Genomic DNA, 21,748 nt, shown 5'->3' with positions numbered 1-21,748 from the left:
GGGAAGTTTGCATCTTAACGTGCCGGCACGCGTCTGCGATAGCCCATCTCATGGCGCTCGAACGCATGCCGAATTTCGCGCCATGTGCTGATGTGCTTCAAACTTGCTTCACTTTCCTGGCGTTAATATCTCCGGCTCGGCGCAAACTTTTGCGCTGGCTTCGCTGTCATGAACATGGACTCCGCATTGAGAACAAGAACAAGACCCCCCTCGGCGCCACCAGAAGACGCTTTCCTGCTGAGCCCGGCTACCGTCGCTGTCCTGATGTCCGGCGACCATGCCGATCCGTTTTCCGTGCTCGGCATGCATCGCGCGCCAGGCGGCCTGGTGGTGCGGGCGCTTCTGCCGGGAGCCGTGTCGGCGGCACTGATCGATGCGCGCGATGGAAGCGAAGCGGCAGCCATGCCGCGCCTGCCCGGCACCGATCTCTTCGCCATCCATCTGCCACATCGGCGCGAGCCTTTCCCCTACCGGCTGCGCATGGACTGGGGCAGCCAGGTGCAGGAGATGGAAGACGCCTACCGTTTTCCGCCGCTGCTTGGCGAAATGGATGTCTGGCTGCTGGCGGAAGGCACCCACCGCCGGCCCTTCGAGGTGCTGGGCGCGCATCCGCGCGTGATGGAGGGCGTCACGGGCGTGGGCTTTGCGGTCTGGGCGCCGAACGCGCGCCGGGTATCGATCGTCGGCGGCTTCAACAACTGGGATGGCCGGCGACACATGATGCGGCTGCGGCGCGAATGCGGCGTCTGGGAAATCTTCATCCCCCATGTGCAGCCGGGCGACCTCTACAAGATCGAGCTGAAGGATGCGCACGGCGCGGTGCGCCTGAAGTCGGACCCGTACGCGCTGCGCGCCGAGCTGCGGCCGCAGACCGCTTCCATAGTGCATCGGTTGCCGCCGGCGTCACCCATGCCCGCGCAGCGCCGGGAGGCAAATGGCATCGGCGCGCCGGTCAGCATCTATGAAGTGCATCTCGGCTCCTGGCGCCGCCGGGTGGAGAAGGGCGGGCGCTGGCTCGGCTACCGCGAACTGGCGGACGAGCTGATTCCCTACGTGCGCGAGATGGGCTTCACCCATGTCGAATTGCTGCCCGTGAGCGAGCATCCCTTCGACGGCTCCTGGGGCTACCAGCCCACCGGCCTGTTCGCGCCCACCGCCCGCTTCGGCACGCCGGAGGACTTCCGGCATTTCGTCGATGCGGCGCATGCGGCCGGCATCGGCGTGCTGCTCGACTGGGTGCCCGGTCATTTCCCCGAAGATGAACACGCGCTGGCGCGCTTCGACGGCACCTGCCTGTACGAATACGCCGATCTGCGCGAGGGCTTCCATCCGGACTGGAACACGCTGATCTACAACACCGGCCGCACCGAAGTGCGCAATTTCCTGGTTGGGAATGCGCTCTACTGGCTGGAGCGCTTCGGCGTGGATGGCCTGCGGGTGGATGCGGTGGCGTCCATGCTCTACCGCGACTACAGCCGCAAGCAGGGCGAGTGGATACCGAATGTCCATGGCGGCCGCGAGAACCTGGAGGCGATCGCCTTCCTGCAGGAGATGAATACGGTGATCGGCGCGCTGCGGCCGGGCGCCGTCACCATGGCGGAGGAATCCACCAGCTATCCGGGCGTGTCCCGCCCGGTGCATGAGGGCGGCCTCGGTTTCCATTACAAATGGAACATGGGCTGGATGAACGACACCCTGCGCTACATGCAGAAGGACCCGGTGCACCGGCGCCATCACCATCACCAGATGACCTTCGGCCTGGTCTACGCCTTCAGCGAGAATTTCGTGCTGCCGCTGTCGCATGACGAAGTGGTGCATGGCAAGGGATCGCTCCTGGGCCGGATGCCGGGCGACGACTGGCAGCGCTTCGCCAACCTGCGCGCCTACTACGGCTTCATGTGGGGACATCCCGGCAAGAAGCTGCTGTTCATGGGCGGCGAATTCGCGCAGCGCGACGAGTGGAATGCGGAACGCAGCCTCGACTGGCATCTGCTGGAGCAGGCGCCGCATCGCGGCGTGCAGCGCCTGGTGCGCGACCTGAATGCGGTGTACCGCCACTTCGGCGCGCTGCATCAACGCGATGCCTCGCCGCAGGGCTTCGACTGGCTGGTGCAGGACGATGCCGAGAATTCGGTGTTCGCCTTCCTGCGCCGAAACGAGCGGGAAGAATTCGTGCTGGTGGTCAGCAATTTCACGCCGGTGCCGCGCCACGGCTACCGCATTGGCGTGCCGGTCGCCGGCCGCTACCGCGAGATCATCAATACCGATCAGTCAGTCTATGGCGGCAGCGGCCTCGGCAACGGCCTGCTGGAAGCCGAGCCTGTGGCATCGCATGGGCGGGCATATTCGCTCGGCCTGACGCTGCCGCCGCTGTCCACCCTCATGCTGGTGCTGGCCGAACAAGATGATTGAGGCAGGCCGCCGTTTGCGCGCATGCCGGCGCGGTGGCATGATGGAATCCCGCCTGCGGACTGCGCCTTCGGCGGCGACATGTCGGGTGTTTCCAGGCTTCACTGCCTGGCGGCGCCGAGCTTGAAATCGAACACAAAACAGAACAAGGACGTGAGGCAAGAGATGAATCAGGTAATTGACAAGCTGCTTCTGGCGCGGCAGCTTCCGAGAAGAACCGTGGCCCTGGTGCTGGCCGGCGGGCGCGGCTCGCGGCTGCACAATCTGACCGACCTGCGCGCCAAGCCGGCGGTGTATTTCGGCGGCAAGTTCCGCATCATCGACTTCGCGCTGTCGAACTGCATCAATTCCGGCATCCGCCGCATCGGCGTGGTGACCCAGTACAAGTCGCATTCGCTGCTGCGGCACCTGCAGCGCGGCTGGAACTTCCTGCGCGGCGAGGCCAACGAATTCATCGACCTGCTGCCGGCGCAGCAGCGGGTGAACGAAGCCTACTGGTACCGCGGCACCGCCGACGCCATCTCGCAGAACATCGACATCCTGCGCTCCTACAACCCGGAGTACATCCTGATCCTGGCCGGCGACCACATCTACAAGCAGGATTATTCGCTGATGCTGCTCGACCATGTGGAGAGCGGGCGCGGCTGCACCGTCGGCTGCATCGAGGTGCCGCGCAGCGAGGCATCGGCCTTCGGCGTGATGGCCATCGACGACAGCCGCCGCATCACCGAATTCCTGGAGAAGCCGGCCGCGCCGCCCGGCATGCCCGGCAAGCCGGAGACCTCGCTGGCCAGCATGGGCATCTATGTCTTCAACACCAATTACCTGTACCAGCTGCTGCAGGAAGACGCAGCCAACGAGAATTCGACCCATGATTTCGGCAAGGATGTGATTCCGCGCGTGGTGGCGCAGGGCCAGGCGCTCGCCCATCCGCTGAACATGTCGAGCGTGCCCGCCGCTTCCCGCGCCCAGCCCTACTGGCGCGACGTCGGCACGGTGGACGCCTTCTGGGCCGCCAACCTCGATCTCGCCTCCAACATGCCGGAGCTGAACCTCTACGACCGCGACTGGCCGATCTGGACCTACCAGGAGCAGCTGCCGCCGGCGAAGTTCGTGCCGGATGAAAGCGGCCGCCACGGCGAAACCGCCAACGTGCTGATCTCGGGCGGCTGCATCGTTTCGGGTTCCGACATCACCCAGGCGGTGCTGTTCTCCAATGTGCGGGTGCATTCCTTCTGCAAGATCACCCAGGCGGTGGTGCTGCCGCATACCGTCATCGGCCGCAACTGCCGCCTGCGCAAGGTGGTGCTCGACCGCGGCTGCGTCATCCCGGACGGCATGGTGATCGGCGAGGATGCGGAGCTGGATGCGCAGCGCTTCTTCCGCACCGAGAACGGCGTGGTGCTGGTGACGGTGGAAATGCTGGCCAAGCTGAAGGCGGGGCAGGCGTGAGGACAGGATTGAACCCGTCTGCCGAGGGGCAGGGCGCATGATGCGGGTGCTGCATGTCTGTTCCGAAGTTTATCCTTACCTGAAGACGGGCGGCCTGGCCGACGTCGCAGCCGGCTTGCCCACGGCTCAGGCACGCCTGGGCTGCGAAGCCCGCCTGCTGGTGCCGGGCTTCCCGGCGCTGCTGGCCGGACTGCGCGACGCACGCACGCTGGCAGAACTGCCGCCGCGCTTCGGCGCATCCTCCGTGCGCCTGCTGGCCGGCAAGCTGCTCGACCTCGATGCCTACGTGATCGAGGCGCCCGGCCTTTACGACCGTCCCGGCAATCCGTATGCGGATGCTTATCACCAGGCTTATGGCGATAACCATCGCCGCTTCGCCCTGCTCGGATGGGTCGGCGCCCGGCTGGCGCAGGGCCTGGATGACGCCTGGCGGCCGGACGTGCTGCATGGCCATGACTGGCATGCCGGCCTGGCGCCGGCCTACCTGCGCGCCTGGGGCGTGCAAGGCGTGCGCAGCGTCATCACCGTGCACAACCTGGCCTACCAGGGCGTGTTCCCGGCGCAGTGCTTCGGCGAACTCGACCTGCCCGGCCAGTTCTTCGGCATGCATGGCGTGGAATTCAACGGCAGCGTTTCCTTTCTCAAGGCTGGCCTGTACTACGCCGACAAGATCACCACCGTCAGCCCGACCTATGCGCGCGAGATCCAGGACGCGGAGCAGGGCTGCGGACTGCAGGGGCTGCTGCGCGGCCGCGCCGCCGACCTGCATGGCATTTTGAACGGCGTGGATTACGCCGTCTGGCATCCGCGGGTGGATGCCCACGTCGCCGCCCATTACGACGCCGACGATCTGCGCGGCAAGCGCGACTGCAAGCGCGCGCTGCAGTCGGAATGCGGCCTGGCGGTGCGCGACGATGCGCCGCTGTTCGGCGTCGTCAGCCGCCTGACCGACCAGAAGGGCTTGAACCTGGTGCTCGACGGCGTGCAGGACATCATCGAGCGCGGCGGCCAGCTGGCGATGCTCGGCAGCGGCGACGCCTGGCTGGAGCACGCCTTCCGCGAGGCGGCCGCGCGCCATCCGCAGTCGGTCGCGGTGCAGCTGGGCTACGACGAAGCCAAGGCGCACCGCATCATTGCCGGGAGCGATCTCATCCTGGTGCCGTCCCGCTTCGAACCTTGCGGCCTGACCCAGCTCTACGGCCTGGCCTATGGCACGGTGCCGCTGGTGCGCCGGGTCGGCGGCCTGGCCGATTCGGTGGCGGACCGCTCGCCGGAAAACCTGGCGGCCGGCACGGCCACCGGCATCGTGTTCAACGACTTCGATGCCCACGCCTTCCGCTGGGCGGTGGGCGAAGCCTTCAGGCTGCATGGCCAGCCGCAGGCATGGCGGAAGATCCAGCAGCAAGGCATGCGGCAGGCGTTCAGCTGGGAAGTGGCAGCGCGCAGCATGATGGCGGTCTACCAAGATTGATTGCTGGCGCCGCTTTTGGGCATCTGCTTCGGCCAGACGCGTCGCGGCGCAGCAGCGCTTACTGAGAACTTCGCTCCGGCAGGGTGCGGATGACGGCTTCGCTGCCGCGCTCCCGCCGCAGCGTCAATTCCACCGGCAAGGGAAGCGATCCGGGCGGCGGATCGAGGACAATGGAGCGCAGGGACTCGGCGTCGAACAGCCGCCAGCCGGGCAGGGGCTCGCCGTCCGCGCGGCGCGCAATGACCTTGTCTGGTGGAGCGCATCGGCTGGGAGAGATGAGGCAGCCGTCCACATCGCGCTCGACGGTAGTCGCGGCCAAGCGGACGCTGCCGAGGCTATCGTTCCAACCCTTGCCGCTGCCAATGCGGTTGGGGTTTTCCTGCCGTTCGCCGTCGCCGTTGACGTTTCTGAGCAGGGGCGCCGCAGCCCCGCTCGGCGCAATCAGGTCCAGGAGGGTGCGCACGGGCGGGAGCCAGGTGGATGGGCTAGTCGGTGTATCACCGAGCGGCTGCTGCGCAGTGGGCAAGGGAGGGCCGGATACCGGGGCATTAACGGGCGGCGTCTGAACCGGTGCGGATGCGGGCGAGGATGCGGGCGATGTCGAGGGCGATGGCACAGGTGCAGGTGCAGGTGCAGGCAAAGGATCGGCCGCTACCTTCAAGGTCCCGGCCGCAAAGCTGATGGCGTAATTGGACGAGGTTTGCCCCGACGGCACGATGGCGTAGCTGCCCGGCGGCGAGACGCTGGTGGCCGGTGTCGCGTATGCCAGCGTCCCGCTCAAATCCGCCGCGCTCTCGCCCGCCACGAGGCCGGCATAGGTGGCGGTGAAGGGAGGAGTCGCCTGGCTCATCAGCCGGTTCTTGTCATCGGCAGTGATGGTCAGCGGCGCCTTGGCGATGCTGGCGGTGGCCGCGGCGGTGGTGCCGGCCAGCTGGTAATTTGCCGCATCCAGTCCCGATGCCGCTATCCCGTGCACCGCAACGGCCTGATTTGGGCCGGCGTTCTTGCTGGCGAACGCGGCGCTGCCGTAACTGATGGATAGCGCATCGCCGAGGATGCGGTCATCCGACAAGGTCACCATGGCGGCGGTCGTGCCGTCGTAGACCTTGTCCTGGCCGGCAGCGGTGACGGCGAGTGGCTTGCGGGTGATGGTGCTGCCGGTGTTGTTTGCGTAGGTGATGCTGTAGTTGTTCCCGCCGTTGCCGTCGTTGACGGTCACGCCCGTCACGGTGACCGTCTTGCCGGTGCCGGCGTTCCTGTTCAGGAAGGCGTAGCTGCCGCCCGTGAGCGTATTGCCGTTGTACAGGCTGCCTGAGGCAATGACCGCGCTGCCCGCGGCGCTGGTGGTACCGTCGTAGATCTTGCTCACATCGCTGCTGCTGATGGTGATGGGCGCGGGCGTGACGGTCAGTGTGCCGGGCGCATAGCTGATGCTGTAGTTGCTGGAGGCGTGCCCATTCGGCGCGATGCCATAGCTGCCGACATTCGAACCCGCAGTGGCAGCGGTGGAGAAAGCCAGCGTGCCGCCCAGCGAGGAAGCGGTATCGCCGTTCTTGAAGCCGCTGTAGGACGCAGTGAAGGAAGGGTTGGCCAGCCCGTACTGCCGGCTGGCATTGTCGGCCGTGACCGTCAGCGGCGACGGCGCGACCGCCAGTGTGCCGCCGACATAGCTGATGCTGTAGTCGCCGCTGCTCAGCCCGGCGGGCGTGATGGCGTAGCTGCCGACATGGGAGGCGCCATGGGCCGGCGTGGAAAAGGTCAGGCTGCCGGCAAGGCTGGCCGGGGTATCGCCGCTGCGCAGGCCGGTGTAGGAGGCGGTAAAGGCGGGATTGGCATCGCCATAGAGCCTGCTCTTGTCATCCGCGACGATGGCGAGCGGGGCGGGCGAAATATCGGCGGTCGCCGTCGCGCCCGTGCTGGCGAAAGCATAATTGCCGGCATCCGCTCCGCTCTTGCTGATGCCGCTCACGGCGATGGATTTGCCGATGCCGGCATGCTTGTCGGCAAAGGAAGCCCCGCCATGGCTGATGGAAAGCGCATCGCCGGCGATGCGGTCATCCAGCAGCGCGACCGTGGCGCTGGCTGAGCCGTCATAGATCTTGTTTTGGCCGGTGGCCGTTACCGTCAAGATCCGCGGCGTGATGTCGGCTACCGTGGCGACGGAAGCGTTCACGGTGTAATTCCGGGCGTCGGCCCCGGAAAGCGAGAGGTCGGACACCGTGACGGTCTTTCCAGTGCCGGCGTTTTTATCGCTGAAGCTGGCGGCGGCATAAGCGGCGGATAGCACGTCGCCGGCGATGCGGTCATCGGCAAGCGACACGGCGGCAACCGATGTCCCGTCGTAAGTCTTGTTCTGCGCCGTGGCGGAAAGCGCAAGCGGCTTCGGATTGATGGCGCTGTTCGTGTTGTCGGCGTAGGTGATGCTGTAGTTGCCGCCGCCGTTGCCATCGCTGACGGTCACGCCGGATACGGTCACCGTCTTGCCGGTGCCCGCGTTCTTGTCGAGGAAGGCGTAGCTGCCGCCGGACAGCGTGTTGCCGTTGTAGAGCGTGCCGGCGGTAACGATCGGATTGCCGGCTGCGCTGGTGGTGCCGTCATAGGTCTTGGTGACGGCGCCGCTGCTGATGGTCAGCGGCGCGGGCGTCACGCTCAGCGTGCCGGGCAGGTAGCTGATCGTGTAGTCGCCGCTGCTCTGTCCTGAAGGCGTGATGGCATAGGCGCCGACGTTCGAGGCGGGGCCGGCCGGCGTGGACAGGCTGAGCGTGCCGGCCAGGCTGGCCGCCGAATCGCCGCCGACCAGGCCGGCATAGATCGCGGTAAGGGCAGGATTGGCAACGCCATAGAGCCTGCTCTTGTCATCGGCGGTGATGGTGAGCGCTGCGGGCGTGATGTCGGCGCTGGCGACGGTGCTTGGATTGGCCAGGACATAGTTGCCGGCATCCGTTCCGCTTTTGGCGATGCCGCTTACGCTGATGGCCTTGCTGATGCCGGCATGCTTGTCGGCGAATGCCGCGTTCGTGTAGCTGGCGGCAAGGATATCGCCGGCAATGCGGTCGTCCGACAGATTCACCGTTGCCGCGGTCGTGCCGTCATAGACCTTGTTCTGGCCGGTGGCGGCAACGGTCAGCGGCCGCGGCGCGATGTCGGCGCTCGCGCCGGCGACGACATTGAACGTGTAATTGCCGGCGTCGGCGCCGGCAAGGGAAATGCCGGATACGGTCACGTTCTTCGCAGTGCCGGCGTTCCTGTCGGCGAAGACGGCGGAGGCATAGCCGGTGGTGAGGGCATCGCCGACGATCCGGTCGTCGGCCAGCGCGGCCGTGGCCAGGACCGTGCCATCGTAGACCTTGTTCTGCGCGCTTGCCGTGACGGTGAGCGCCCTCGGGGTGATGGCGCTGTTCGTGTTGTCGGCGTAGGTGACGCTGTAGTTGCTGCCGCCATTGCCGTCGTTGACGGTCACGCCGGAAACGGTCACCGTCTTGCCGGTGCCCGCGTTCTTGTCGAGGAAGGCGTAGCTGCCGCCGGACAGCGTGTTGCCGTTGTACAGGCTGCCGGAGGCGACCACGAGGCTGCCTGCTGCATTCATCGTGCCGTCGTACGTCTTGACGACATCGCTGCTCCTGATGGTGAGCGGCGCGGGCGTAATGGTCAGCGTGCCGGGAACGTAGCTGATGCTGTAGTTCGACGATGTGTATCCGCCGGGCGTGACGCTGTAGCTGCCGACATTCGACGCCGGCGCGGCCGCGGTCGAGAACGTCAGCGTGCCGCCCAGGCTGGCCGCGCTCTCGCCATTCTTGAATCCCGCATAAGACGCGGTGAAGCCGGGATTGGCCAGCCCATACTGCCGGCTGCCATCGACGGCAGTGACGGCAAGCGGCGCGGGTGTGACGTCGAGCGTGCCATCGACATACGTGATGCTGTAGTTGCCGCTGCTTTGCCCACCAGGCGTGATGGTGTAGCTGCCTACGTTCGAGCCGGTCCCGGCGGCAGTGGAGTAGCTCAGGCTGCCGGAAAGGCTTGCCGCCGTATCTCCATTTCGAAGGCCGGCGTAGGAAGCCGTGAAGGCCGGGTTGGCGTCGCCGTAGACCTTGCTCTTGCCATCGGCCGTAATGTTGAGCGGCGCCGGCGTGACGGTGAGTGCACCAGGCACATAGCTGATGCTGTAGTCGCCGCTGCTCTGGCCGCTGGGCGTGATGGCATAGCTGCCAGTGCCGGATGCAGCGGTCGCCGGCGTGGCCAGGTTCAGTGCGCCGGTCAGGCTGGCAGCGGTATCGCCGCTTGCAAACCCGCTATAGGTGGCGCTCAGGCCGGGATTGGCGTCGCCATAGACCTTGGTCTTGCCATCCGCCGTGATGATCAGCGAGGCGGGCGTGATATCGGCGCTGGCGACGGCGCTCGTGCCCGCCAGAACATAGTTGCCGGCGTCGGCGCCGCTCTTGCCCAGGCCGTTGACGCTGACCGTCTTGCCCGTGCCGGCATGCTTGTCGGCGAAGGAGGCGTTCAGGTAGCTCAGCGAAAGCGCGTCGCCCGCGATGCGGTCATCCGACAAGGTGACGCTGGCGGAGGTCGTGCCGTCATAGACCTTGTTCTGGCCCGCCGCCGTGACGGTGAGGGTCTTCGGATCGATGGTGCTGCCGGTGTTGCTGGCATAGGTGACGCTGTAGTTGCCGCCGCCGTTGCCGTCGTTGACGGTCACGGCGGAAACGGTCACCGTCTTGCCGGTGCCCGCGTTCTTGTCGAGGAAGGCGTAGCTGCCGCCGGACAGCGTAGTGCCGTTGTAGAGCGTGCCGGCGGTGACGATCGGATTGCCCGCTGCGCTGGTGGTGCCGTCATAGGTCTTGGTGACGGCGCTGGTGCTGATGGTCAGCGGCGCTGGCGTCACGCTCAGCGTGCCATTGACGAAGGCAAGGCTGTAGCCGAGGTCCGACACCAGCGAACCCTGGCTGATGCTGATGGCGTAGCTGCCGACGTTGCTGCTCGGCGTGGCGGTGATGCTCAGCGTCGGCGAACCGCTGGCGGCGGTGCCGAGCGCATCGCTGCCCACCAGCCCGCTCACGCTGTAGGTCAGCGACGGGTTGGCATCGCCATACACCCGGCTGGCGTTGTCGGCGGTGTAGGTCAGCGTCGGCGCCAGGCTGTAGATGAAGCGGCTGCCGCTGCTGGTGATCGTTGCGGGCGGATCGGCCGCATAGGTTTTGTTGTACAGCGGCAGGGCCGACAGGCCGCCGAGGGTGTTGAGCAACGGCGACTGCGAATACACCAGATAGCGCCCGGCGCCGGGGTTGATGGCGGAAGCGCCGGCATTGTTGACGAAGTTGCCGCCGGCGGCCAGCACCACCGAATCGCCGCTGGCGGTGGCGCTCACGGTGCCATTGAGCGTGATGTTGGAGCCGGTGGGCGTGGTGGCGGTAATGGTCTTGCCCTGCACCTGGCGCAGCGTCATGCCGCCATAGCTCTTGTTGGTCTTGCCGGCGCCATCCTCGATCTTGAGCACGATATTGCCTGTACCAGCATCGAGCACCGTGCCGCTGGCCATGGACAACACCGCCGTGCCGGGATCGCGATAGGCGTCGACCACGCCGGAGGCGAGCTTGTCGTTGGCAATGAGGGTGAGGTTGCCGTTGTCGGTGGTGATGCTGGCATTGAGGCTGATGCTGCGGCCGGCCTGCAGGGTGAGCGTGCCGCCATTGCCGCTGGCTGAAGTGGTCACCGCGCTGTTGACGGTGATGTCATTGTTGGCCTGCAGGACGAGCGACGTGCCGGTGTTGGTGATCTTGGTGAGGTAGGCGGGATTGAGGTAGATGTCGCCGGCCGGGTAGGTGCCGAAGCTCGGGTTAGTCGTGCCCGGCGCAATAATCGAAATGCGGCCGGCATTGCTTGTCGTTCCGCTGCGGGCGGAAGAAGCTCCGGTCAGAACATTGCCATTGGCGAGTTCGCGTACGGTCGAAGCACCCATCTGATCGCCGGCATAGCTTCCGACAAGGCTGTTGCTGGCGCCGACCGCGCCTGTCAGCGGCGAAGTCGCACTGGTCCATGTCACCGCGCCGACGCTGGTTGCCGTGCCGTTGGCCCAGTTATGACTGCTTACGACAAAATTGCTGTTAGCGAGAGCGGTTATCCCTCCCAGCCCCACCTGATCATTGGTCTGCGACCCGACCAGGCTGTTGGCGCTGGAAACCAGGCCCGAGAAGGCCGACGTGCCGTTCAGCCAGGTCACCGCGCCGGCGCTGGTTGCCGTGCCGTTGCCCCAGCGGTAGCTGTTGACCACGTAGCTCCCATTGCTCAAGGCGGTTACTCCGCCATATCCAACGTAATCATTGGATTTCGCGCCGACGAGGCTGTTGGTGCTGGAGACCAGGCCGGTTGTTCCACCTGTGCCGTTTCCCCACGTGATGGCACCGGCATTCGTCGAGCCGTTTGGCCAATAGTAGAAATAGCTGTTCACCACATAATTGCCGTTGCTCAGGGCGGTGACGCCGCCATAGCCGATAAAGTCATTGGCCTTCGTGCTGATGAGGCTGTTGGTGCTGGATACGGTCCCCGCAAGCCCGGCGTTTCCATCTCCCCACGTGATCGCTCCGGCGTTATTGGATGCGCCATTGGCCCAGGTGTAGCTATTGACGACATAATTTCCATTGGTGAGCGCGACGGTGCCGCCCCGCCCGACAGTGCCCGTTGTTCCGACCAGGCTGTTGGTAGCGGAGATCAAGCCGGTGATGCCCGTTGTGCCGTTACCCCAGGTCGCCGCGCCGGCATTGGCATTCGTTCCATTGGCCCAGTTATAGCTGGTAACGACATAGTTGCCGTTGCTCAGAGCCGTCGTGCCGCCAATGCTCACCAGATCGTTGGTTCTGGATCCTACCAGGCTGTTGTTGCTGTCGACCGAACCGGTAATGCCGGATGCGCCGTTACCCCAGGTCGCCGCGCCGGCGCGTGTCGCCGTGCCATTAGCCCAGTAGTAGCTGTTCACCACGTAGTTGCCGTTAGCCAGAGCGCTGACGCCGCCGATCCCGATTTGATCGTTGGCGCTCGAGCCGACCAGGCTGTTGGTACCGGTGATCAGGCCGGCGACGCCCGATGTGCCCCTGCCCCATGTCGCCGCGCCAGCGCTGGACACCGTACCGTTTGCCCAGTAAGGGCTTTTCACCACATAGTTGTCGTTGCTCAAAACGGTAATGCCGGCATAGCCAACCTGGTCGTTCGCTTGCGATCCGATCAGGCTGTTGCTGCTGGAAATGGCGCCGGTGATGCCGGATGTCCCGTTCCCCCATGTGACGGCCCCGACAAAGAGTGCGCCGATGTTTGCCCAGTTGTAGCTGTTCACGACGTAGTTGCCGTTGCTTAGGGCACTGACGCCGCCTATTCCCACCTGGTCGTTTTTCCACGACCCGACCAGGCTATTGGAACTGGTTACCAGGCCGGTGATGCCCGAGGCGCCATTCCCCCAGGTGACCGCGCCAGCATTGTTGAGCGTGCCATTGGTCCAGTTATAGCTGCTCACCACGTAATTGCCGTTGCTTAAGGCGGTGATGCCGCCCTTGCTGACGTAATTATTGGCTTTCAATCCCACCAGGCTATTGGTGCTGGAGACGAACCCTGTGATACCTGTCGCGCCGTTTCCCCAGGTTGCCGCACCGGCATTGGTCGCCGTGCCGTTGGCCCAGTTATAGCTGCTCACCACGTAATTGCCGTTGCTTAGGGCGGTGATTCCCCCGAGACCGACCTGATCGTTGGCTTGCGAACCGCTGAGCGTGCTGATCAGCGCGCCCGACGTGCCATTGAACAGATATGCGGCACCTGCATTATTGGCAACAAAGCTGTCCGCCGGCTTGGCCACCGCCAGATTGCCGTTTGATAGAACGGTCAAGCGGTTGCTCGTGCTGGCACCGAAAGCGCCCCCGCTCTGCGGATTGGGATCGAGCAGATCGAACGCCGCAATGCCGCTGCCCGTGCTGTCGATGACGATGTTCTTCGGATCCAGCAGCAGCACGCCCGCCTTGCCCGCCGCCGCACTTGCATCGCCCATGCCGCCGAACGTCAGCTGTGCCTTGCCCGACACTTCGATCGCGCCGCCGTCGCCACCCTGCATGCCGCCCCGTGCACTGGCCGTGCCATAGAAGCTGGTCTGCCCATCGCTCCATACCACCACCTTGCCGCCATTTCCCTTTTCAGTCGCATCGGCCGTGATGCTGGTGGCCTGGGTGACATAGGTGCTCTGCGCACGCTGCACATCGCCGCTGCCCTGCCAGTCGCCGCCGATGCGGATCGTGCCGCCCTGCTGCGCGCCCGATGCATCCAGCGCGGCGGCATTCAGGGCGATGTCCCGGCCCAGCATGTCGATGCCGCCGCCGACGTGGCCCTTGGCCTCGTAGCGGCCGGAGCTGAACAGACGCCCGCCGCTGCTCTGCATGGTGATGCTGCCGCCCTGGTCCGTGCCATTGGCGCTCAGTTTGGCTGAAGTCGTCTCAAGCAGGTCGCCAGTGAGCTGCGCATCTATGCGCCCGCCGCTGCTGCCATTGACGCTTATCTGTCCTGCGCTCAGCAGCTTGTCCAGCGTGAGGGCGATCTGCCCGCCGGCTGCGCCATTCCCATCCGCGTTCATGGTGCCGGTATGCACCAATACCCCGACCGGCCTGTCTGCATCCGCCCGGTTTGCCACCTCGATGCGCCCGCCGGCAGCGCCCGCTTCACCTGCCGTGCTCAGTGTGCCGCTGTTGTCGATCACGCCGCCATTGGCCTCCAGCCGGATCACGCCCCCCCGGTTCGCCAGCGACGTCGCCTTCACCGTGCCGCTGTTGCTGACCATGACGCCGCCAAGCGCGCCGGCGGCCTTCGCGGATAAGTAGACGGTACCGCCTTCCGCGATCACCATCTGCCTGTTTTCCACCAGCGTCTTGACGGTGGCTGCATCTACTGACACGCCCAGCACGCCATCGCCACGAAAGTCCAGCGAGATGGCTTCGCCGGCGGCCATGGCCACCGTGCCGAGCCTGGCGGTAATGACACCTTCATTGATCACTTCCGGCGCCAAGAGCGCAATGTAGCCGGCATCGGCGGCGGTGAGCTTGCCCTGGTTGACGACAGAGGCGGTGCTGCCGTTGCGCTCGAAGCGGTAGTTCCCGCTCATGAAATCGGCATCGGCAATCGCCATGGTGGAGGCGACCAGGCCTCCTACATTCACCTGAGCGGTGGGACCGAACAGGATGCCCTGCGGGTTGACGAGGAAGACCTGCCCGTTGGCATTGAGCTGGCCGTGGATCTGGCTGGGCGAGAGGCCAACGACGCGGTTCAGTGCCACGGCATCGCGGCTGGGCTGATTGAAGGTGACGGAGGCGGACGGGCCGATATCGAAGCTGTTCCAGTTGAGGATGGCCTTGGGGGTGGACTGGGTCACCGTCATGGCCGAGCCGGACTGGGCGATGCTGGCGGCGCCGGCAGAGACTTGAGCGCCGGCGGGCAGGACAGCCGGTGCCACTTGGGCTTGCGCCAATGAAGCAGTGCCGCACAGGCCTAGGAGGGCGCGCAGCAATAACCGGCACCAGAGTCCGGAGGATACTTTCCTGGGCCGCCATCGAACGATAAGCCTTGTCCGGCCCAAGCGCAGCTGCATGCATCGCTGCCTGGCGGGTGGGGCGGTTCGTGGGCCGGAAAATGAATTTGGTTGTTTGGCGGCCAATCTGTCCATGAAAGGCATCTAGGCGATTTTTGTGCACCAGATACAACTAAATAGCATAGGATTCACGGCACCAACCGGCCAATATGAAACAAGTCACCCTCAAGCGAATTTCCACTGGCCTTCTTACTTTTGAAACGTAAAGCCCCTTCATTTCCCACATTCAAATTTAATTTGCGGTGTAAATGTCCTTTCCGGACGAAAGAAACCCATGTGCCTGATTCACCCACAGGCAATGTCTTCTCATCACGACAGCATGTTGCGGTATGGCCGATGCCAGACGCCTCCTTCCAGGCGGAATTTCAAGCTGATGCGCACGGTTCTTCGGATGAGTGATTTACTTGGACCGCTTAATCATCGCTGCACTTCTCCAGCAAGGTATGGATGATGGCTTGCCCTTTGCTGGCATACTGAAAGCCGATTTCCACCAGCAACGGAAGGGCTCCGGGCGGTGGGTTGATTGCGCTGAAGCTAATCGTTTTGGGATCGAACTGCACCCAAGCCGGCAACGGACTGCCATCAAAACGGCGGGCGGTCACGTTTTCCGCAACGCTGCATTTTCCTGAACCTGGTTGCCCATCGTTCCTGCCGTTTGGGATTTTGGTCGCCAAGTGTGCGATGCAACCGTCGGGATCCCGCTCCACCGTTATCGTGCTGAAGCAGATTTGGGTCAAGCGGTCTGCTGGCTCAACCGCGCTGGCAGGGCGCCCGGGGCTTGTGATGCTATACGAGCTGCTGGAAGAACCCCCGGGTATCGACGGGATGCTGCGCTCGCTTTGCGCTGGAATGGACGGGATGGTCACGCTTTGAGCGGGAACCGATGGGATGCCACCGCCTTGAGCTGTAGGAGGCGCGGAAACATTTGAAGCAGTGGGCGTTTCGCTCTTCGGTTCCGAATGAAGAGAGATAAACTGAAGCAGGGTTTGGGCGGGCGGTACCGAAATGTTCGGAAGGACTTGGGTGTTTTCCAACGGCGGCGCTAGTTTTGGTACAGGAACTGTCGCAGGAATCGGCGCAGGAATCAGCGCAGGGGCTGGAGCCGGAGTTGACGTCGGCGCAGGAGTCGACACAGGAGTTGGAGTTGGCGTCGGCGCAGGAGTCGGTGCTGGAGCCGGCGCAGGTGTCGGAGTTGGAGCCGGCACAGGTGTCGGAGTTGGCGTCGGCGCGGGTGTTGGGGTTGGCGTCGGTGCAGCGACCACCGTCAGCGTGCCGGGGGTGAATGCCAGGTTGTAGCCAAGTTCCGATGTCAGCGTGCCTTGGGCAATATTGATACTGTAATTGCCGGGGCTGCTATTTGTCGAAGCAGTGGTACTCAATGCCGGCGCGCCGCTGGTTGCCATGCCCAGTCCATCGCCGTTAACCAGTCCAGTGACGCTGTACGTCAAGGTTGGTGTTGGGCTGCCGTAAGGCTGGCTTGCATCGTCTGCGGTAAAGGTCAGTACGGGAGCCAGGCTGTAGACCAGGAGGTTGCTGCTGTTGGCGATGGAGGTCGGCGGATTTGCGGCATAGGTTTTATTGTACAAGGGCAACGCGTTCAAGCCGCCATTCGTATTGGTAAGAGGCGACTGCGAATACACCAGATAGTGTCCGGGACCGGGGTTAATGGCCGAGGCACCGGCATTGTTAATGAAATTGCCTCCTGCCGCGAGCACCACCGAGTTGCCGCTTCCTGTGGCGGTCAGGGTGCCGTTGAGGATGATATTCGATCCAGAAGGCGTGGTGGCAGTGATGGTGCCGCCTTGCACCTGCTCCAGTGTCATGTTGCCGTAGGCGCTATTGGTTTTGCCGGCGCCGTCGTCCAACTTGATGAGCACATCGCCGCTGCCTGCATTCAGAACCGTGCCGTTGGCCATGTTGATGGTTGCGGCGCCGGGACCCTGGTTGGAATCGACCACGCCGGAGGAGAGCTTGTCATTGGCGATGAGCGTAATGTTGCCATTGTCGGTAACGATGTCGGCATTGAGATTGATGCTGCCGCCGGCTTGGAAAGTCATGTTCCCACCATTGCCGCCGCCCGAAGTGATCAGCGGGCTATTGATGGTAATGTCGTTGGAAGCCTGCAGCAGCACGGCGGTGCCGGTGCTGGTAACGCTCGTAATGGCGGATGGCGCCAGCGTGACGTCGTAGTTAGGGAAGTCGGCGTAGGCCAGGTTCTGTACGCGTGGAACGGCAATGATGGCACGGCCGGCGCCGGGATGCGTGCCCACTTGTGCATTGCTGGCGACAACCAGGAGATTTCCATTGGAGAGTGTGTAGATTGCATTGGCATCGCCGATGGTATCGTAGGCATAGGTACCGGTTAAGCTGTTGGCACCGGACACCGCGCCGCTGGTGCCGCCGGCGCCATTGCCCCAGGTGACAGCGCCAGCCTGCGTGACCGTTCCATTCGACCAGAAAGGGCTGCGGACTACATAGTTGCCATTGCCTAGCACCGTGATCCCATAGGCACCCACTCGATCCGTGGCTTGCGTTCCAATCAAGCTGTTGGCGCCCGATACAGCCCCCTTGATGCCAGCGGTGCCATTGCCCCAGGTGACGGCGCCCGCCAGGGTTGCCGTGCCATTTGTCCAGTTAACGCTGCGCACTACATAGTTACCGTTGTTGAGCGCCGTGACACCTTGGCCGCCTACCCAGTCATCGCTCTGCAAGCCGACCAAGCTGTTGGCGCCTGAAATGACGCCGCTGGTTCCCGTGGCGCCATTGCCCCAGGTGACAGCGCCAGCCCGCGTGGCCGTGCCATTGGCCCACAGCGCGCTATTGACCACATAATTGCCATTGTTCAGGGCCGTGATTCCATAAGAACTCACATAGTCATCGGCGTGTGTGCCGACAAGGCTATTGGCGGCAGAAACCACACCGCTGGTGCCGGTGGCGCCGTTACCCCATGTCGCCGCACCCGCATTAGTCGTGGTGAAATTTGTCCAAAGGGGGCTGTGTACGACATAGTTGCCATTGGAAAGCGCTGTAACTCCTTGCGTACCGACTTGGTCACCAGCTTGTCCACCAATGAGACTATTAGCGACGGATACGACGCCGCTGCTGCCAACGACGCCATCGCCCCATGTCGCGGCGCCGGCATTCACCGCCGCGCCATTGGCCCAGTTTGCGCTCACCACCACGTAGTTGCCATTGGCAAGCGCCATGATCCCATCCGAGCTCACCTGGTCATCGGCCTGGCTCCCCACCCAGCTGTTGGTGGGCGAAATGACGCCGATGATGCCGGCAGTGCCGCTACCCCAGGTGGCGGCGCCGGCGTTGGTCACGGTGCCATTGGCCCAAAATCGGCTGGCTACCACATAGTTGCCGTTAGCCAACGGCGTGATTCCGGCCCAGCCCACTTGATCATTCGGCTGCGTTCCAACGAGGCTGTTGGTGCTGGAGACCAAACCGCTAATGCCGGTGGCGCTATTGGCCCATGTCACGGCGCCGGCGGAAGTCGCCGTCCCATTGGCCCAAAAGGGACTGATGACGACATAGTTCCCGTTGCTCAGCGTTGCGATCCCTTGATAACTCACTTGGTCGCCTGGCTGGCTCCCGACCAGGCTATTCGCGGCGGAAACCATGCCGCTGGTGCCAGTAGCGCCATTTCCCCAAGTGGCGGAGCCGGCATTGGTTGCGGTGCCATTGGCCCATGTGGGACTGGCCACCACATAATTGCCGTTGGCGAGGGCAGTTATCTTGTTGATGTAGCCAACCTGGTCATTTGTCTGCCCACCGACCAAGCTGTTGGTACTTGAAACCACGCCGCTGATGCCGGCGGCACCATTTCCCCAAGTGACAGCACCCGCATTGGTCGCGGTGCCATTGCTCCAGAAAGGGCTGGCCACGACATAGTTGCCATTGCTTAGCAGCTTGACTCCGTCCGCACCCACTTGGTCATTCGCCTGAGCGCCAACCAGACTGTTGGTGCTGGAAATCAGCCCGCTGATGCCGATGCCGCCGTTTGCCCAGGTAACGGCACCCGCCTGTGTCGCGGTGCCATTGGCCCAAAGATAATTCGGAACGACGTAATTGCCGTTGCTCAACGCAGCGATCGCCTGAGCACCCACGCGATCATTTGCTTGGCTTCCGACCAGGCTGTTGGTGCTGGACACCACGCCGCTGATGCCGGTGGCGCCGTTGCCCCACGTCGAAGCGCCGGCCTGCGTCGCTGTGCCATTGGCCCAATAACCGCTCTGCACGACATAGTTGCCGTTGGCGAGCACCGTGATGCCGTCCTCGCTCACGCGATCTTTGGTTTGCGTGCCGACCAAGCTGTTGGTGCTTGAAACGATACCGCTGACGCCGGTCACGGCGCTGCCCCACGTCGCTGCGCCCGCCCGTGTCGCTGTGCCGTTACCCCAGTAATTGCTGCCAACAACGAAATTACCGTTTTGCAGAACCCAAACACGCCCGGACCTGCCAACCCAGTCGAAGGGCTTGCTGCCTGTCAGCAGGCTGATCAGGGCGCCGGTCTTGCCGTCGAATAGATACACCGCGCCTGCCCGCGTCGCGGCAAAGTTGTCGTAGCCCTTGGTCAGGACAATATTGTCGTTTGGCAGAACCTTCGCCTGCCATTCACCCAGGTAGGTGTTGTCCTGGGGATGCGGATCAAGAAGGTCGAATGCCGCCACGCCGCTGCCGGTCGAATCGATCGTGATGTTCTTCGGATCCAGCAGCAATAGTCCCTTTTCGCCCTGCGTCGCTCCGGCATCGGCCTTGCCGCCGAAGATCAGCTGCTGCTTGCCCGATACCTCCATCATGCCGCCATTGCCGCCGTCCTTGCCGCCGCGCGCGCTCACGCTGCCGTAGAAGCTGGTTTTGCCGTCGCTCCATACCACCACGCGGCCGCCATTGCCCTGTTCGGTCGCGTCGGCGCGAATGCTGCTGGCATGGGTGACGTAAGTGCTCTGTGCGCGCTGCACATCGCCGCTGCCCTGCCAGTCGCCGCCGATGCGTATCGTGCCGCCCTGCTGCCTGCCGGCCGCGTCCAGCGTGGCGGCATTCAGAGCGATATCCTGGCCCAGCACATCGATGCTGCCGCCAGTGCGGCCAATCGCCTCATAGCGGCCTGACGTGAAGAGTCTTCCACCGCTGCTCTGCACCGTGATGCCGCCGGCTTGGTCAATACCATTGACGCTCAGTGTGGCGGCGGAGGTTTCCATCAAATCGCTGGTGAGCTGCACATCGATGAGCCCGCCTTTAATGCCTGCTGCACTGATACGGCCAGCGCTCAACATGCGATCGAGCTTGAGCGCAATGGTACCGCCCGCTGTGCCATTGCCATCGGCGCTCAAGGTGCCGGTATGCACCAATACCCCGACCGGCCTGTCTGCATCCGCCCGGTTCGCCACCTCGATGCGCCCACCGGCAGCGCCCGCTTCACCTGCCGTGCTCAGTGTGCCGCTGTTGTCGATCACGCCGCCATTGGCCTCCAGCCGGATCATGCCGCCCCGGTTCACCAGCGAGGTCGCCTTCACCGTGCCGCTGTTGCTGACCATGACGCCACCAAGCGCACCGGCGGCCTTCGCGGATAAGTAGACGGTACCGCCTTCCGCAATCACCATCTGCCGGTTCTCGACCAGCGTCTTGACAGTGGACGGGTCCACCGTCACGCCCAGCACGCCATCGCCACGAAAGTCCAGCGAGATGGCCTCACCTGCTGCCATGGCCACCGTGCCCAGCCTGGCAGTGATGACACCCTCATTGATGACTTCCGGCGCCAGCAGCGCGATGTAGCCGGCATCGGCGGCGGTGAGCTTGCCCTGGTTGACGACAGAGGCGGTGCTGCCATTGCGCTCGAAGCGGTAGTTCCCGCTCATGAAATCGGCATCGGCAATCGCCATGGTGGAGGCGGCCAGGCCTCCCACATTCACTTGAGCGGTGGGGCCGAACAGGATGCCCTGCGGGTTGACGAGAAAGACCTGCCCGTTGGCATTGAGCTGGCCGTGGATCTGGCTGGGAGAAATGCCGACGACGCGGTTCAGCGCCACGGCATCGCGGCTGGGCTGGTTGAAGGTGACGGAGGCGGACGGGCCGATGTCGAAGCTGTTCCAGTTGAGGATGGCCTTGGGGGTGGACTGGGTCACCGTCATGGCCGAGCCGGTCTGGGCGATGCTGGCGGAGCCGGCAGAGACCTGGCCGCCGGTGGGCAGGGCGTTGGACGCGACCTGCGCCTGCACGATGTTGGTCACTCCAAACAGCCCAACGAATGCACGCAGCAACAAGCGACGCCACAAGATAGAAGGCAGCTTGCGCGGCCGCCATACCAAGGTCAGCCGCGTACGGCCAAGCCGCATACGCAGGACAGGGCGCTTTTCCTTCTGCCGGGGTGAAGTGTGAGTTTTCGAAGGCTGGCCGTACTTTTCCGCTGGCGTCTGCATGCACAACTCCTGAATGCCAAAATGGGTGTAACCAGAAAGGTCCAGCATAGGAATGACTTGGCAGGCGCACCATATGACATATGGAAGAAATGTGTTCGCGCAGCGACGCGTTTGTTCAATCGAATCAAGAAGTGCCACTACCAGTCAAAATTGGTTGACGGGTTAAGCTCCGCTTGTGTCTGACGAAGAGGCAGCGCTTCTGATTGGGGATGAGTAAAACTTGCCTTCCATGGCAATTTTTGCCATGGAAACGGGGATGGACGGATGCTGAATCCGGCAACCTTGCCATTGTCAGCAACCGATTCAGGCTCAGTGACATGGCTGCGATCCAAACCTTTCTGAACATGCAAAGGTCTTGCGCAACCCGTGGTACGAAATTTG

At 63.9% G+C, this 21,748-nt stretch carries 5 protein-coding genes; 3 read left to right on the top strand and 2 right to left on the bottom strand.

The features are described from left to right. Positions 1–174: 174 nt before the first annotated feature. From glgB to glgA, 3 genes are all read left to right on the top strand, one after another. On the top strand, positions 175–2,412 hold the full coding sequence (glgB, locus tag CHB88_RS07985) for a 1,4-alpha-glucan branching protein GlgB (protein ID WP_217900144.1): 2,238 nt from the start codon (positions 175–177) through the stop codon (positions 2,410–2,412). Between the two features lie 162 nt (positions 2,413–2,574). Further along, positions 2,575–3,861, top strand: a complete 1,287-nt coding sequence (gene glgC, locus CHB88_RS07980; protein ID WP_089398774.1) for a glucose-1-phosphate adenylyltransferase — start codon at positions 2,575–2,577, stop codon at positions 3,859–3,861. A 37-nt stretch (positions 3,862–3,898) separates the two neighbouring features. Then, the gene (glgA, locus tag CHB88_RS07975; RefSeq protein WP_217900139.1) at positions 3,899–5,332 is read left to right on the top strand and encodes a glycogen synthase GlgA; all 1,434 of its coding nucleotides are present in this window, start codon (positions 3,899–3,901) and stop codon (positions 5,330–5,332) included. A gap of 58 nt (positions 5,333–5,390) precedes the next feature. Here the strand turns inward: glgA and CHB88_RS07970 are convergent, their stop codons facing one another. Then, entirely contained in the window at positions 5,391–14,807 is a 9,417-nt protein-coding gene (locus CHB88_RS07970) for an MBG domain-containing protein (protein WP_176442372.1), read from the bottom strand. A 548-nt stretch (positions 14,808–15,355) separates the two neighbouring features. Beyond that, positions 15,356–21,415 (bottom strand): beta strand repeat-containing protein, encoded by a 6,060-nt coding sequence (locus tag CHB88_RS07965; protein WP_089398772.1) that lies wholly within the window; start codon positions 21,413–21,415, stop codon positions 15,356–15,358. Between the last annotated feature and the right edge of the window lie 333 nt (positions 21,416–21,748).

This window comes from Noviherbaspirillum humi (assembly GCF_900188095.1).
Taxonomy (GTDB): Bacteria; Pseudomonadota; Gammaproteobacteria; order Burkholderiales; family Burkholderiaceae_D; genus Noviherbaspirillum; species Noviherbaspirillum humi.
Note: the sequence above shows the minus strand (reverse complement) of the source record. Positions and strands in the feature narration are given on the sequence as shown.